The following is a 15,785-nucleotide window of genomic DNA, read 5'->3' on the forward strand; positions in this document are numbered from 1 at the left end:
CCAAAGGAGAGTTGTCAGATGGTTGTGAAGGAGCTCATAGAGTCGTTTAAGAGAGAAAATAAAATTGATGAGAGGGAACAGATATTTTCTGTCCTGCCTTCGATAGAAGGATCCACAGTCCTTTTAAAAGGTTTTGTGGGGGAGCAGAGAGTAAAAAATCTTTTGATTCAAAAAATACTGGAGAATTCAAAAATGAATGTTTTGGATCAGATAGAGCTTTTGCCTGAGAAGAAATTTTTGAATATGTATGGAATTGTTAGAAAATCTGTTGTAAATCTTGTAAAAACCCCAGAAACGAACGATATAGTGACCCAGGCGCGCATGGGTGATTTACTGAAATTGTTTAAATGTGTAAATGATTGGTATCTTGTGCAGATGGAAGATAATTACATTGGGTGGCTTGATAGTTCAGGTTTCGTGATATATGATGAACCGTCGATTAACTCATATCTGGTAAATAATTTTGCCGTAGTCATTTCAAAATTTGCAGCTGTTGAGGATTCGTCTATGGTAGAAAAAATAGTGCAAGGCACGGTATTACCATATTTAAAGGTTAGTGAAAATTACGTATGGTTACTTTCGCCAGATAAGGAGCAATTGAAAGTGAGAAAAAGTGATGTTACTCTTCATTCAAGTAGAAAAGAGGTGTTTTCAGTTTTTAGGGATGCCGAGTACATTATAAATATAGCCAGACAGCATACAGGACTTGCTTACCTCTGGGGGGGCACTACTTCTTATGGTTTCGATTGTTCTGGATTTACACAGTTTTGCTTCAGAATGGGTGGATATTTTCTCAGAAGAGATGCAGATATGCAATTTGAGCAGGGTTTAGAGATAAACAGTAAAGAAGACATGATGCCTGGAGATCTTGTTTTCTTTCAGACATACAAACCCGGTCCATCGCACGTTGGTATTTATATCGGTAACTGTAGGTTTATTCATTCTGGGAGTAATGGAGTTACAATCAATAGTTTTGCTGAGAAAGATGAAGATTATTCTTATAAACTTGACGTTAATTATATTGGATCCAGAAGAATAATAGGCGCAGAAAATCTTCGCCATCCTTTTGATTAGATAGATTAGTTTTATGGGAATCTTTCAGTTGAGTGTAGAACTTTAAAATGAAAAGTGAAGTAACAGCAATTTTGGGAGTGTTAAAGATGGAAATATTTGAAAAGATATCTCGATTGATCCAGTCAAAGGACTTTTCGAAAGCAAAAGAATTAGCTCAAAACATTTCTGATGAAATTGATAAAAATAACACGCTTGGAGTTATATCTTTCTATGAAGAAAAAAATGACGATGCCATAAATTTTTTTGAAAAAGCGTTGAGAATAAATCCAGCACATTCAGATGTGCTTTTCAATTATTCAAAAGCACTTTTTGAAAAACAGAATTATTTTGAATCCTGGCGATATTTAACAAGAATACCCAAAAAAACATGGGAAATTTATGACATGCTCGGTGATACACAGTTAAAACAGGATAACCCGGCCATGGCATTACATTATTATAAAAAGGCTTATGAAATGTCAAGCATCAAAGAGCTTAAAGAAAAATACGACTCTATCAAAGAGCAGCACTTTAAAAACGAGAAACTCGCTATCTTTTGTCTTCCCAATATAGATAATTTTATAAAAGACATTGCAGAGATCTTATCAAATATTTACAAAGTAAAGCTTGTTGTGACAACTGATAGTAAACAAATTGTTGAAGCTTACAACTGGGCAGATATTATCTGGCTGGAGTGGGCAAATGAAATGGCAGTACAGATAACAGGCAGAATGAACAAGGCGGGAAAAAGAGTCATATGTAGACTCCACAGTTATGAAGCTTTATCTACTTATCCAGAAAAAATGAACTGGCAAAATGTTGATATTCTGATCTTGGTCGCCGAACATATGAGAGAAATTCTTGAAATCTACCACAATGACACATACAGAAAAATAAGTAATATGATCAGAATAATTCCCAACGGAATAGATCTGAACAAATTTGTTTTCAAAAATCGCACTCCCGGATTTGACATAGCAGTTGTTGCCCATATAAGCCATAAAAAAGATCCCGCGGCGTGGCTTCAGGTAGCAGGCATGCTTAAGAAAATAGATAGAAGGTACGTTCTTCACATTGCTGGAGAATTTCAGGAGCTGCGTTATGCAAATTACTTCAGGCATTTTATTGAAGATGCAGATCTTGAAAGAAATATCAAGCTCTACGGCTTTGTCAAGGATATTAATGCATTTCTTGAAAATAAAAATTATCTTTTGTCAACGAGCATTCACGAGAGCTTCGGCTACAGCATCGCTGAAGCCATGGCAAGAGGAATAAAACCGATAATACACAACTACAGTGGTTCAAAAAAACAATGGCCAGCTGAATTGGTCTATAGTTTTATTGATGAGATACCGGCAATGTTAGAGAATGAGTATTCGTCAGAAAAATACAGAAGTTTCGTAGAGAATAAGTTTTCCATTGAGAAACAGATCAAGAACATTGTAGAAGTTCTTAATTTGCTGCGGTGTACACAATCAAAGGTCAATAATGAACAAATGCTGTATGGATCATCTAAGTTTACTGCAAATTATTTCAACCTTAAAGGCGTTTTTTCGGAAAGTTTCGTTTCAAAATGCTGTGAAACAATCGACGCTTACAACCAAAAAAATCGTGATAACCTCGATAATTCTACCAAAGTGGTTGTAGATACAACCATAAGAAAGCCATTAGTGAGCGTTGTGACACCAGCATACAACGCTGCCGAATTTCTTGAAGCTCTTGCAAATAGTCTGTCAAAGCAATCTATCTTTCGAGACCTGCAATGGGTTATTGTTGATGATGATTCTAAAGACGACACACAGCAATCTATAGCAAAACTTTGCAAACAATATAAAAACATGTCTATTAAAGTCTTAAAAAACGAAAAAAATGCAGGTGCAGCTTATAGTTTGGAGAAAGGTTTCGAACACGCAAATGGGGAGTATGTAGCCTGGGTTAGTGCTGATGATTATTACATAGATGACAGGAAGCTGGAAAAAGATGTGAATTTACTTGAAAATTCCTTCGATGTTGTGTTTTCGAAATACAGTTTATTTGGAAGTTCTCCAGGGAATGCAAAAAGATACGAAACGATATTACCAGATAATAGTACGGAACTTTTCATTCGCATAACTCTCAGTAATAATTTAAACGGCTCTTCGGTTGTTATGAAAAAAGAACTCTACGATCGAGCTGGCGGTTTCGATAAAATGCTCTGGAATGTTGATGGAGATTATGACCTTTTTTCAAAATTGATTCTCTGTGGCGCTAAGATTGGATTGAGCGAAAGTACGGTATTTAACAGAACGCATTCTGGACAGACTTCTTCTCGAAGTATTCTAATGAAAGTTGGTTCGTCCCTAACTCGAAGCAGGTTCTTCAGGATAGATCACTTAAGAACACTTATAAAGGACAAGATTTTCGGAGCTGGCAATGAAAGAATAATGTATTCACTTAGCATCAGATTCCCTTTGTTTTTTTTGGATTTATATAGAGAATCGATACAAATACCTGATTTTGAGAGATCATCAATCAAGAATTTGATGGAACACTATAATAAATTAGTAGATTTTCTTTTTAGTTCTGAAGCATTCAAAGTTTTTTTATGCAATTACACAATGAAGGAGGAAAAATTATGAAAATATTGCTAACGGGTGGCTTGGGTTTCATTGGTAGGATGTTAAAAGTCAAACTTCAGGCTAAGGGACATGAGGTTATTGCGCTCGATTTACAAGTTAGAGATTATGATGATTACGTTCGTGCCGATGTGACTGAATTTCTTGATCTCTGGAGAACTGCAAAGACTTTTGATAAATTTGATTACGTTGTCCACATGGCTGGTGAAGTGGGAAGACTTGTTGGCGAAGAACATCCACATAAGATGATTCGAGTTAATGATATTGGGACCTTGAATGTAATTCATATTTGCATGGAAATGGGATCAAACCTGGTGTATTTCTCCACTTCAGAAATTTATGGGAGGTTACTTGATATTCAAGAAGTAACAGAAGAAAGTGTAAACCATCTTTCACCATTTATGCTTAGTAATGTTTATGCAATTAGCAAGTACTTTGGGGAGGCTCTTGTGAACCACTATGTGACAAACTACAACTTAAAGGCTGTCGGTATAAGACCTTTTATGGTATATGGCCCTGGAGTTATTTCAAGTAAATATAAATCGGCGATTGACCAGTTTATATATAACGCACTAACGGGGAAAGAATTTTACGTGCATAGAGGTTCTGAAAGAGCCTGGTGCTACATAGATGATTTCATTGATGGAGTTATGCTCGTTTTGGAAAAACATGAGTTTAGAGATAATGTGTACGAGGCTTATAATATCGGAACACAGGAGTATAAAACAATGGAAGAAGTTGGAGAAATAGTTTTAAAATACACGAAAGCGCCAGGAGAATTGATGAAAATAGTCGAACCGCCGGAAAAATTTCTAGTAACAAGAAAAAGGTTTTCAAACAAAAAGCTATTAAATTTAGGCTTTGAGCAGAAAGTACCTCTGGAAGAAGGTATAAAAAGAACTATCGAATGGCACAGGAGTGTTGTAAGTGGTAACAATAATTGGTAGCGACGGCTTTGTAGGTCATCGTGTAAAAAAATGGGCAGAATGCCTGAAAATAAATCATACCGGAGTGTATTTTGAAGACAAAGAAAAAGGAAATATACATTTTGAAGAGTACATAGGCAGCGAGTTATTAAAGGAAACAGATACCTTAGTGATAACAGCGGGAAACTCCAATCATAATCTGCCGCGGCACAATTTTACCGAGGCTCTCAAAATGGATTTGAGCTACCTTGAAAAACTTGAGAAAGCAGAATTAAGAGCAGATATAGTTTTTCTATCAAGTGCGGCGGTGTATTATGGGCACGAAGGAAAGGTTGATGAAGAAACATCGGTTGAACCACTGGATTACTATGGATTGAGCAAGCTTTATTCAGAATATATGGTAAGGCTTATAGCAGGAAAAACAGGAAAAAAATTGATCATTTACAGATTAACAAATGCATTTGGAAAAAACGAGAAAAGAAAAAGACTGTTTGACAACATAATAGAATGCATTAAGACAGGAGCACCGCTGAAAATAACAGGTAAAGGTGAGTCATATATAAATCCGGTACCAGTAGAAAAAGTTGCTGAAATACTAATTAAAAGCGCATTAGAGATCAGAAAAGCTCTCGGTGAAAAAAAGCTCGAAGTGATAAATCTCACTTCAAAAGAAGAAGTCAGGGTTATTGATATAGTAAAGAGCATTGAAAACAAATATGACTTGAAATGGGTGTTCTCTGGGCAGGAAGAATCACCGGTAAAATTTATTGTAAAGAGTCGTAAACTGGAAAATTTTTTGACCCGGCTTGGAATCGAAATAGAACCATTGAATAGAAGTATAGAAAGATTTCTCGTATCATATGGATTATAAGGTTTGAATAATTCTAATCGCGTTTTTTCTCTAAAGCCTTCTAAAATTTTGTCGATATAGATAATGAAATCCCATAGGCGCCCGTGGGTAAAGGTAACTGCCAGGAAGGCAGTACAGAAAACAAGGAGGTGTGGTTTAATGAGAATTAATCACAATATCAGTGCATTGAATGCCTGGAGAAGTATGGACCAAACACAATACTCAATGAGCAAAACTCTTGAAAAACTCTCATCTGGTTTGAGAATCAACAGAGCTGGAGATGATGCAGCGGGTCTGGCAATCAGTGAAAAAATGAGAGGGCAGATATCAGGTTTAAATATGGCAGTAAAAAATGCACAGGATGCCATATCCCTGATCCAGACCGCAGAAGGTGCTTTAACAGAAGTTCATTCAATACTGCAAAGAATGAGAGAACTTGCAGTACAGGCAGCATCAGATACGAACACTGACGTAGACAGAAATCAGGTTCAAGCAGAGTTGGATCAACTTCGCGAGGAGATCGACAGAATTGCAAGAACAACCGAATTCAACACAATGAAACTTCTGGATGGAAAAATAGAAAGTTTCAGAGCAAGCCCGGATGCAAAGGTAGTCACAGCTGGAAATATCAATCTGCAACTTGGTTCAGTGAGCTCGGCGGCAGTTGAGGGCACTTATGTGGTTGAAGTTGGACAGCTCAACGGCACTGAAACAAGCGCACTTGATGTCAAGATAACACTTTTCACAGCTGGTGGAAGCAATTCTGTAATAGCGAACATTACCGCAGGCGGCGCAGCTATTGGTAATATCACATTTACGTGGGATACAAATGTTATCTCTCTTGCTGACTTTGGTGGAGCACTGCCTGTAGGCGAAGTTGTGGACAGTGCTGTAGCCAGAGTAGAAGCTGCGGTTACGACGGCAAGCCAGTTAGTCTTCCAGATAGGAGCGAATGAGGGCCATAACATGGTTTCTGGCATCGATGATATGAGAGCAGCTGCGCTTGGTTTGACAAGTACGTCGCTGGATGTTAAAGATCAGGATAATGCCGAGAGGACTGTTATGGTCATAGACGCTGCTATACACAAAGTTAGCAGTGCAAGAGCCCAGCTTGGTGCTGTGCAGAACAGGCTGGAGCACACAATAAGCAACCTTGGAGTAGCAGCAGAAAACCTGACAGCAGCAGAATCCCGTATCAGAGATGCAGATATGGCAAAAGAAATGATGCAATTCACCAAACAGCAGATACTGATTCAGTCAAGTATGGCAATGTTGGCTCAAGCAAATACTCAACCACAAACTGTATTGCAGTTGATGAGATAATTTCTTTACCAAACAAAGGCGGGCAAAAGCCCGCCTTTTTTATTGCAGATAAAATGGTACAATTTGTTCATGAAGGCAAATTTGGAGGTGCTTGGCTTGAGTTGCCTGCTGTCTGTTGCCATGATTGTAAAGGATGAAGAGAGCAATATTCGTAGAGCTCTGGACAGTGTGAAAGATATTGCCGATGAAATAGTTGTAGTTGATACAGGCTCTGTTGATAATACACCAGACATAGTACGAAAATACACCGATAAACTGTATTTTCATCCATGGAAGGACGATTTTTCGGAGGCAAGAAATAATTCCTTGAAATATGTTACATGTGAATGGGTTTTAATTTTGGATGCAGATGAAGAGATTTCAGAGGATTTCAGAAAACAAATAAGAGATTTTCTTAAAAATCTTCCAGAAGATGTTAACACAGTTTATCTTCCAACTTTGAGTTACCTCGATTGGGATTTCAAGCGAACTGAAATTGCTTCAACCCCGAGATTGTTCAGAAATGGCACTGTACATTACGAAAATATTGTGCACAATCAAGCAATTTATAAACCAAAAGTTGTAAATGCAAATTTTTTGATATATCACTATGGTTACATATGGACAAGAAGACTGAGAAAGCAAAAATATGAGCGTACAGCAAATTTGATAAAAAAATATCTTCAGCAATGCAAAAATGACCAGGAAAAGCTTTATTATTTGATACAGCTTTATAAGATAGAAAAAACTGGTGGAAAACCATATCAGATAGCAGAAACAGGCTGGCAAGCATTTCAACTGATGAAGAAACTTACTTCAATACCAGCAATTGGCCTGGAATTTTTGTACGTTTTTTCGATTGATTTAGCAAACGCTGGCCTAAATGACCTTGCCGTTCAGCTTGCTCAAACTGCGATAAAAGTTGTCCCAGATTATCCTGACCCTTACTTCTCGCTCGTTAATATCTACGCTAAGGAACAAAAATGGGAAAAGGTGATTGAATATTATGAGCGATTTAAAAAAGCTGTTGAGTACGCGTCTGAAAATATAGAGAAATTTGGCTGGACAATTATGTCTTTTAAGGATATCCCGGTGGCTGATGCCACTGCTATGATAGCCTATGTTGCAACTGAAAATTACGAGAAATTCAATGAAATTGCCAGAGATAGATTTGCGAAAAATGAAGACATCCCAGAAAAAATGTTGCAGTTCCTTGTTGAAAAAATATCTGAGAAAGGCATCAGAGAATGTCTAAGCGGTTTGACCAATTTGGTAGAATTTATCAGGAAAAAACAACTTAAAATCAATATGCAGCCAATTTATGAAAAAATTGTTGAGTTCAAATTACCTGTAAAAATAGAAAATGTTTACGCCAAAGAAATTACTCCATTTAGCTATGCTTTGCTGAAAAGATTGAGTGAAGGACGGGATTTATTACTCGAATTTTTGAGCAGCGGAAACCTGAAAAAACTGGTTGATGATAATGGTGTCGGTGGTTTACTGTTTGTTTATTCAATGCTTGAGAGCGATGAAGAGAAGAAAAAATTTGTTGAAAATTTTGTGGATAATGAAGATTACGTCGTTCAAGGTGTTGCAAAAGCACTTCTGGCAGATCAGTTTTTAAAAGAAGCTAAGTTTCTGGAGGCAATCAGATTATACAGAAATGTTGTACAGCTTGTTCCGGAATTGTCAAAATTTGTCAAGCCCATTGTTGAAGATCTCAAAACGAAACTTGATCCAGATATAAACGGTGTTTATGAAGAACTGTATAATTTCTACGTAAAGCAAAAAGAATTTTTGATAGATTTTCAAAAATATGCTGGCGACAATACAAGCAAATTGCATTTACTTTCAGACAAAGACGTAGCATTATATGTTTCTGCCGTTTATACTAAAAATGAAGATAAAGCAATAAAACTTTTAAAAAGAATTAAAAATCCGTCCAGATTTCCCATGTATTATTATAGACTCGCAAAAATATATTCGAAAGTGGATTTGGAAAAATCTCTTATGTACCACATAAAAGCGGTTGAAGAGAATGAAAAGCTTGCTGACATAAATTCAGGACGCTTCTTATATACTGGATTGTATCCAAACATTACACTGGACTGGTTTGATAAAAACGATGAGATATTGTGGGCTGGAAATATTTCCGAAAGATTCACTACTTTTGGTGTAATCCATCCGGTTCGAGCATGGATGAAAGCTAAAAATGGCTTGATTTATTCAAGGCCCTATCCAGTTGACGAATCAATAAAGGCGTATGAGAGTTTCGAAAAAGAGTTTTACAAGGAGCTACCTTTACGAGTTGGGGCATTTGAATTGCATGAGATTTTATTAAACCTCGACTGGAAAAGTGTTAGAAAAGCTGAAGGCATGAAAAATTTCGAGTATATTTTTATGGATCTTGGCATAGAAGTGAGTGACAATTCTGAGAATGCAGTAATACTGGAAGATGTTGAAAAAACGGTTGAATTGAAAAAATTACTTCAGGGGGCAAAAAGGGCTGTGGTGTTTTATCATGTGCCAAATCTATGTGATGGGGACGATATAATCTGGTACTATCCAGCGTTCAGAATACTCAGGACAACAGCTCAAATGAAGAAAGAGCTTTCTTCTATAGGCTATAAAATTCTGACAAATATGATTTTCCCAAATGGTTTAAGATGCGTGGTAATTGAGCAATCGAAAAAGTAGAAAAGAGGTTGTTAGTTATGGCAGTTTATCAGAGACCTCCTAAACTTTCTGAAAGTATAGCTCAACAGTTGAAAGATGATATCATAAAGGGTATTTATCTTCCTGGAGAAAGACTTAAAATCATAGAAATAGCAAGACGTTTTGGCGTCAGTCAAACTTCTGTGAGAGAAGCATTAAAGATTTTGGAAAAATCGGATCTTGTGAGCGAGTCGCCACATAAAGGCTATGTTGTTACAAATTTGACCTTGGATGAGCTTGTAGATATATGGACCATAAAAGAAAAACTTTGGTCTCTTGCGTTTGCCTGGTTTACTGAGAGAGCGGATAAAGAACTGATTAAAGATGCGGAAAAATGGGTTTCGGAATTCAGAAATGCCTATATAGAAAATGATTTAGACAGGGCTTTTGAGGCTAATTTTGCATTTACCGATGTTATTCTGGCTGGTTGCGGTTCAAGAAAACTTGTCACACTTTTGCGTTCGATAGAAGATCAGGTAAAAAGATATAGGTATTTAAGTTTAGAGTTTGATGATAATTTAAAAGTATCCTCGCAATATTTTGGTGAAATAATAAAGGCTATCTGGATTAGAGATTCAAAAAAGGTTTCTACAATGATTCAAGAATATATTCGGTTTAGCCAAAAAGTCTTGAAAGAAAATTATAAATATATGCAAGAGAAATCGAAAGAAAAAATGAGAAAAGAGCAGCTATAGAGGAGTTTTTCCCAATTTTTCTCTCTTAAGAGTGTTTTTCTGATCATTTTTTGCTTAGGTTTTTTGTGTTTTTTTATGTATTATCGATAATCGATAAAGAGGGGGTGGTAAAATGCCGTATCAATTAATTGATTTAAGTGAGACAATATTCCCTAACTCTGAATCTGAACCCTGGCCAGCAAAGATAACATATCTTGATCACCGCACAGGTGCCCAAGAAATGAGAGAAAAGTTTGGTGTTATTCCAAAAGATCTTGTTTATTCTCAAGGATTGGGGTGGTCGTATGAGTTTATCGAGGCGATGACTCACACTGGTACTCACTTGGATGCACCGTGGCATTTTCATCCAATTTCTGAAGGAAAAATAGCAAAAACAGTAGATGAGATTCCTCTTGAATGGTGTTTTTCAAATGGAGTAGTTCTCGATATGCGCCATAAAAATCCGGGTGAGTACATTACAATTGAAGATTTAAATCTATCGCTTGAAAAGATCAACTATGAAATCAAACCCCTTGATATTGTACTAATAATGACAGGTGCTGATAAAAGAATGGGGACAAAGGAGTATTTCCTTCAACCAGGTATGAGCAGAGAGGCGACGCTATGGTTAATAGGTAAAGGTGTTAAGGTGATGGGAATTGATGCTTATACATGGGACAGACCATTCTCTGAAATGTCCAAAGATTATTCTCAAAAAAAAGATGGCTCCTTTATATGGCCGGCCCATTTTGCTGGTATTGAAAAAGAATACTGTCACATTGAGAAACTGGCAAATTTAGATAAAATACCAAGACCATACGGTTTTAAAGTATCTGTTTTTCCAATAAAAATACATAAAGCAAGTGCAGGTTGGGTACGTGCTGTTGCGATAATCGAGAATATTTAATTTAGAGGGGGGCTAATCATGGGTACGGTGGGCATATTTACGACTTTTTTCGCTATTTTTGGTTTTATAATGGTTTTTGTTGGATGGGTAACGAGAAAGTGGATTGGAAGGAGCACAGATTATCTTGTTGCAGGAAGACAAATAAATTTGCTCGTAAATACTTTAGGGGTTGCCGCGATAGGTTATGCTGGAACAACTTTAACTCTGGCTCCTGCCTTCACTATAATGGGTGGGCTCACTAAAAGTATTTTCATGCTTGGGGTTGCTTATTCTTTAACAGGTATTATTTCCTATGCTCTTTTGATAGCACCAGTTGCAAGAAGAACAGGTGCACACACTTTACCAGAATGGTTAGAGATAAGATATGACAGAAGAGTTAGGTTTATAATAACTCTTGTTACTGTTGTAGCAATGCTCGGGATTACTGCCAACAATGTTCTTTCTATGGCCACTATAATCACAGGATTTACTGGTTGGTCCATACCAGTAACTATTCTAATAACTTTCCTTATTTTCTTGTTTTTCACAGTTCTTGGTGGCATGTGGGCTGTTACTTTGACAGATTTTATTCAAGGAGTCCTCTGTACATTTGCAATACCGGTTCTGGTAATATTTCTTCTTGTGAGATATGGAGGATTATCCTTCCTGACACATAATTGGCCTGGCGGAAATGTATGGACTTCAGGAATAGCAGGAAAAAGTTTTCCCTGGTTTTCGACTTTCTATCCAAGCGTTTTTGTTGCGTTTTTCTTATATGGAATGGCGTTGGTGTGGGGATCTAATAGTTACTGGATCAGAGTTAGCTCTGTTCGAAGCGAAAGAGTAGCGAAGTTTTCTTATCTGCTGGCGGCTTTAATACTTTTTTCAGCAAATGGTTTTATGTATCCATTACTTGGAGCTTACGTTGGGGCAGCTCATCCAGAAATGTTTGCACCACAGGGATCTGCTGCACCAGCGGCCGCATTTGGAATATTCTTACGGGATACTCCATCTGTGCTGGCTGCTTATTTTCTTTTAACAACATTAGCTGCCTCTGTTTCAACTTCAACAACTTATTACATGGCTGGAAGTTCTGTTATAGTAAGAGACATTTATCAGAGATTTGTAAAACCAAATGCGAAACCTGAGGATCTTGTAAAGCCTTCTATGATTGTTAACACATTATTTGGCATTGCTGCTTTGTTACTTTGTTTCTTTCCGGGCGGCCCTGTGTACTTATTTGCTTTTGCAACAGCCTGGCTCGCTCCAACAGCAGTTATAGTAATTTTGGGTCTTTATAGTAAGAAATTTTCTACAACAGGAGCGTTTGTTGGAGGATTGACTGGGTTGATATTCATGTCTGTATGGACATTACTTGATTTAACAAAAATTTATCCATTAACCAGCAAATTTGGTCACATGGTTATACCTGGGCTCATTGTTTCGGTAGTAGCAGCTCTTATTGCCAATTTATTTGGAAAATCAAAATATGACTTCACGGTCAAAAAAAGAACACAACTCAGTGATAAAGAAATAGAAGTGCTCGATATAATCCGCAGAGGATACAACACGATGGCAGAAATAACAGATTTACTGGACATAGATTCTTCAAAGAGCAGTGAATTAGTTCTTTCGTTGGAAAAAGCAGGAGCAGTCAAAAGAGCTTCCAATAGAGGTTCTGGCTTTTACACATTTATTTTAACTGATTTTGCCCAAAATCTGCCAACAAGAATTAAATCAGAAGAGATTTATGGTGATCTGGACATAGTGGGATTAAATATTCTCAAACATGTAAAAAGTGGTTCGCAAGTGTTAGCGGACGAACTTTCAAAAACAACAGGGTTGAATTCAATGGCCTTATCAACGGTTATTAATTCGCTTATAAGGCGTGGTTACTTGAGTGAAGGTGGTATATGGAGAAGAATTATTAAAATAACACAAAAAGGCTTGGAAGCAGTTCAAAGATTTGAAAAAGGAGATGGTGAAAGTGCCGTTTGAAAAATTAGAAGGATGCGAGCCGTTTATTTTAAACGACAGCTGGGTGTCACCACTGAACTTTATCGAGGAAGTTCGCTCAAAAATGAATCTGCCCGAGCAGGTCATAATTCATGATGTCACGCTGAGAGATGGAGAGCAAATGGCGGGTGTTGTGTTCACTGAAGATGAAAAGGTGTTCATAGCCCAAGAACTTGATAAGATTGGTGTTCCAATGATAGAAGTTGGGTTTCCAGCTGTATCTGGTGAAGATCAAAGAGTTTTTAAAAGACTGTCAAAGATGAACCTCAAAGCAAAAAAAATAGCCCTTGCAAGAATCATGGATGAAGATGTAAAGCTTGCTGCTGAATGTGGTGCAGATGGTTTGTTCTACGAAACAAGCATTAATCCATATTTTGTGAAATATGTCTTGGGACTTGATTCAAAAGAATTCATTGACAGAATAATCAAAGGCGCAAAACTGGCCAAGGAATTGGGATTATTCGTCGAATTCTGTGGATGGGATACTTTTAGAATCAACAATCTTGAATGGATCAAAACAGTTTACACAGAACTTTTAAAAAATGTAGAAGTTGATCAAATAGGTATATCCGACACATTTGGCCAGGCACATCCATTCACAGTGAATTTCCTGGTGAGAAAGATGAAAGAATGGTTTCCCTCTATTCCGTTATCCATCCATGTACACAACGATTATGGGCTGGCTACAGCTACAGCGCTCATGGCTATTGCATCTGGCGCAGAAGCTGTTGAGACATCTTTTAATTGTCTTGGTGAACGTACGGGAAATGCCTCGACGGAGGAAGTAATAGCAGGTATTGAAATGATACTTGGAATAAAAACTAATGTGGATTGTCAGGAACTTTACAGAGTCTCAAAAATGATACAGGAAGTATCCAAAATGCACGTTGCTCCAAATAAACCGATAGTTGGTGATCGGATTTTTGACAGCGAATCAGGTATTGTGATTGATGCAAACGAAAAAATTAATAGAGCAACAGAAATAAAATATGCTATGTATCCTTACAATCCTGAGAACTTTGGTCGCTGGCTTAAGTACGTTGGAGGAAAAAAGAGCGGTCGCGCTTTTGTCAAGCAATATTTGGATAAAAGAGGTTTGAAAGCTAATGAAGCTCAGATTGACGAGATACTTGTTCGAATAAAAAAAATAGGGACTGTTTTAAAAAGTGCTCTTTCAGACGAGGATATAGACAGAATCGTAGAACTTGTACTTGGTTGATACGCCAGTTTGATCTTCCCCGCCTTAGAGGCGGGGTTATTTTTTGCTCTCATTGAATTATTCATACAGATGCATACTCATGATTTCGTGAGTATAAAAGAGTAAAGGGTGCTTTTCTGTGGTTATTTGCTATTCTAATTCTCATAGTCGCCTTTTGCCAGGGTTTTATGGCATGTAGACCGATGATACAATATGGCTGTGAAGCAATTCACTAACGACCCGATGGAAGGTTATTGGTGAACCTACGTGAAGGGAGGATTTTCGATGGCTAAGTCTCTATATCAGCAAGCGCTTGAGGTCTTTGGACATGCGGCAGATGTTATGCAGCTTGATCCCAATATCAGGAAATTCTTAGAGAGACCTCAGCGTACACTTATAGTTGAATTTCCAGTCGTGATGGATGATGGAAGAGTTGAGATGTTTACAGGGTATCGCTGCCAGCATAACACAGCCAGAGGCCCGGCAAAAGGAGGTATAAGATATCATCCTGATGTTACAATCGACGAGGTACAGACCCTGGCCTTCTGGATGACGTGGAAATGCTCGCTTTTGAACCTTCCATACGGCGGAGGAAAAGGCGGAGTCAAAGTGGACCCAGCCAAACTTTCAAAGCATGAGTTGGAAAGGCTTTCCAGAAGGTTTTTCTACGAAATAGCTAACTTTATAGGTGAAAAAAGAGATATCCCGGCTCCAGATGTGAACACAAATGCGCAGGTTATGGCATGGTATGTTGATACCTACACCATGCACACAGGGTATCCAGCTCTCGGTGTCGTGACAGGAAAACCGGTCGAGATAGGCGGATCTATAGGAAGAAACGAGGCCACAGGCCGTGGCGTGGCAGTTGTTGCTTCAGAGGCATGTAAATTGCTTGATAAAGATATCAGCAAAGCTACAGTTGCGGTTCAGGGTTTCGGAAATGTTGGTTCTTTCTCGGCGAAGATCCTTCATGACGATTATAAGGCCAAAATTGTCGCTGTAAGTGATGTATCGGCAGCTTATTACAATCCGGATGGATTTGACATAAACGATCTCATTGCTTACAGAGACAACAATAAAGGATTGATAAATGGTTATCCAAAAGGCCAGAAGATAACACATGAAGAGCTTCTCGAGCTTGATGTAGACATACTTGTGCCGGCTGCTCTGGAAAATGCGATTACCGAGGAAAACGCTGATAGAATAAAAGCAAAACTTATCGTTGAGGGTGCAAATGGACCGGTAACGCCTGCAGCAGATAGAATACTGGTTTCTAAGGGAATTATGGTTATACCAGACATTCTCGCTAATGCTGGCGGTGTTACTGTTTCTTACTTTGAGTGGGTACAGGATCTTCAGTCATTCTTCTGGGATTTAGATGACGTCAGGGCAAAGTTAACGAAAATGATGAGAGCCGCATTTGCTGATGTTGCAGAAACAAAGAAAAAATACAATGTTGATTTCAGAACGGCTGCTTATGTAGTGGCTATAGAAAGAGTAGCTCAGGCTGTCAAACTGAGAGGTATTTACCCATGATATTTAAGGGCGCC

Annotated in this window: 11 protein-coding genes; all 11 read left to right on the forward strand. The window is 37.8% G+C overall.

Features of this window, described 5'->3' with window-relative positions; translation table 11 throughout:
- Positions 1–18 precede the first annotated feature (18 nt).
- The gene (locus TLET_RS01305) at positions 19–1,074 is read left to right on the forward strand and encodes a C40 family peptidase (protein WP_012002304.1); all 1,056 of its coding nucleotides are present in this window, start codon (positions 19–21) and stop codon (positions 1,072–1,074) included.
- A gap of 86 nt (positions 1,075–1,160) precedes the next feature.
- Entirely contained in the window at positions 1,161–3,671 is a 2,511-nt protein-coding gene (locus TLET_RS10915) for a glycosyltransferase (protein WP_012002305.1), read from the forward strand.
- The gene (locus tag TLET_RS01315) at positions 3,668–4,615 is read left to right on the forward strand and encodes an NAD-dependent epimerase/dehydratase family protein (RefSeq protein WP_012002306.1); all 948 of its coding nucleotides are present in this window, start codon (positions 3,668–3,670) and stop codon (positions 4,613–4,615) included. Before TLET_RS10915 ends, TLET_RS01315 begins: the two co-directional genes overlap by 4 nt.
- On the forward strand, positions 4,596–5,465 hold the full coding sequence (locus TLET_RS01320; RefSeq protein ID WP_012002307.1) for an NAD-dependent epimerase/dehydratase family protein: 870 nt from the start codon (positions 4,596–4,598) through the stop codon (positions 5,463–5,465). The genes TLET_RS01315 and TLET_RS01320 overlap by 20 nt, the downstream gene beginning before the upstream one ends.
- A 138-nt stretch (positions 5,466–5,603) precedes the next feature.
- Complete coding sequence (locus TLET_RS01325; RefSeq protein WP_012002308.1) at positions 5,604–6,767, forward strand: flagellin; 1,164 nt, start codon at positions 5,604–5,606, stop codon at positions 6,765–6,767.
- An 87-nt stretch (positions 6,768–6,854) separates the two neighbouring features.
- The gene (locus tag TLET_RS01330; RefSeq protein WP_407635794.1) at positions 6,855–9,443 is read left to right on the forward strand and encodes a tetratricopeptide repeat-containing glycosyltransferase family 2 protein; all 2,589 of its coding nucleotides are present in this window, start codon (positions 6,855–6,857) and stop codon (positions 9,441–9,443) included.
- A 17-nt stretch (positions 9,444–9,460) separates the two neighbouring features.
- Complete coding sequence (locus TLET_RS01335) at positions 9,461–10,156, forward strand: GntR family transcriptional regulator (protein ID WP_012002310.1); 696 nt, start codon at positions 9,461–9,463, stop codon at positions 10,154–10,156.
- A 112-nt stretch (positions 10,157–10,268) separates the two neighbouring features.
- Positions 10,269–11,042 carry a cyclase family protein gene (locus tag TLET_RS01340; RefSeq protein ID WP_012002311.1) on the forward strand — a complete coding sequence of 258 codons (774 nt, stop codon included), beginning with the start codon at positions 10,269–10,271 and terminating at the stop codon, positions 11,040–11,042.
- An 18-nt stretch (positions 11,043–11,060) separates the two neighbouring features.
- Complete coding sequence (locus TLET_RS01345; protein WP_012002312.1) at positions 11,061–13,019, forward strand: sodium:solute symporter family transporter; 1,959 nt, start codon at positions 11,061–11,063, stop codon at positions 13,017–13,019.
- Positions 13,009–14,256, forward strand: a complete 1,248-nt coding sequence (locus TLET_RS01350; RefSeq protein WP_012002313.1) for a LeuA family protein — start codon at positions 13,009–13,011, stop codon at positions 14,254–14,256. Before TLET_RS01345 ends, TLET_RS01350 begins: the two co-directional genes overlap by 11 nt.
- A gap of 264 nt (positions 14,257–14,520) precedes the next feature.
- Positions 14,521–15,771: a Glu/Leu/Phe/Val family dehydrogenase gene (locus TLET_RS01355; RefSeq protein ID WP_012002314.1), complete on the forward strand. Its 1,251-nt coding sequence runs from the start codon at positions 14,521–14,523 to the stop codon at positions 15,769–15,771.
- Positions 15,772–15,785: the final 14 nt, after the last annotated feature.

Source organism: Pseudothermotoga lettingae TMO, assembly GCF_000017865.1.
GTDB lineage: Bacteria > Thermotogota > Thermotogae > Thermotogales > DSM-5069 > Pseudothermotoga_B > Pseudothermotoga_B elfii.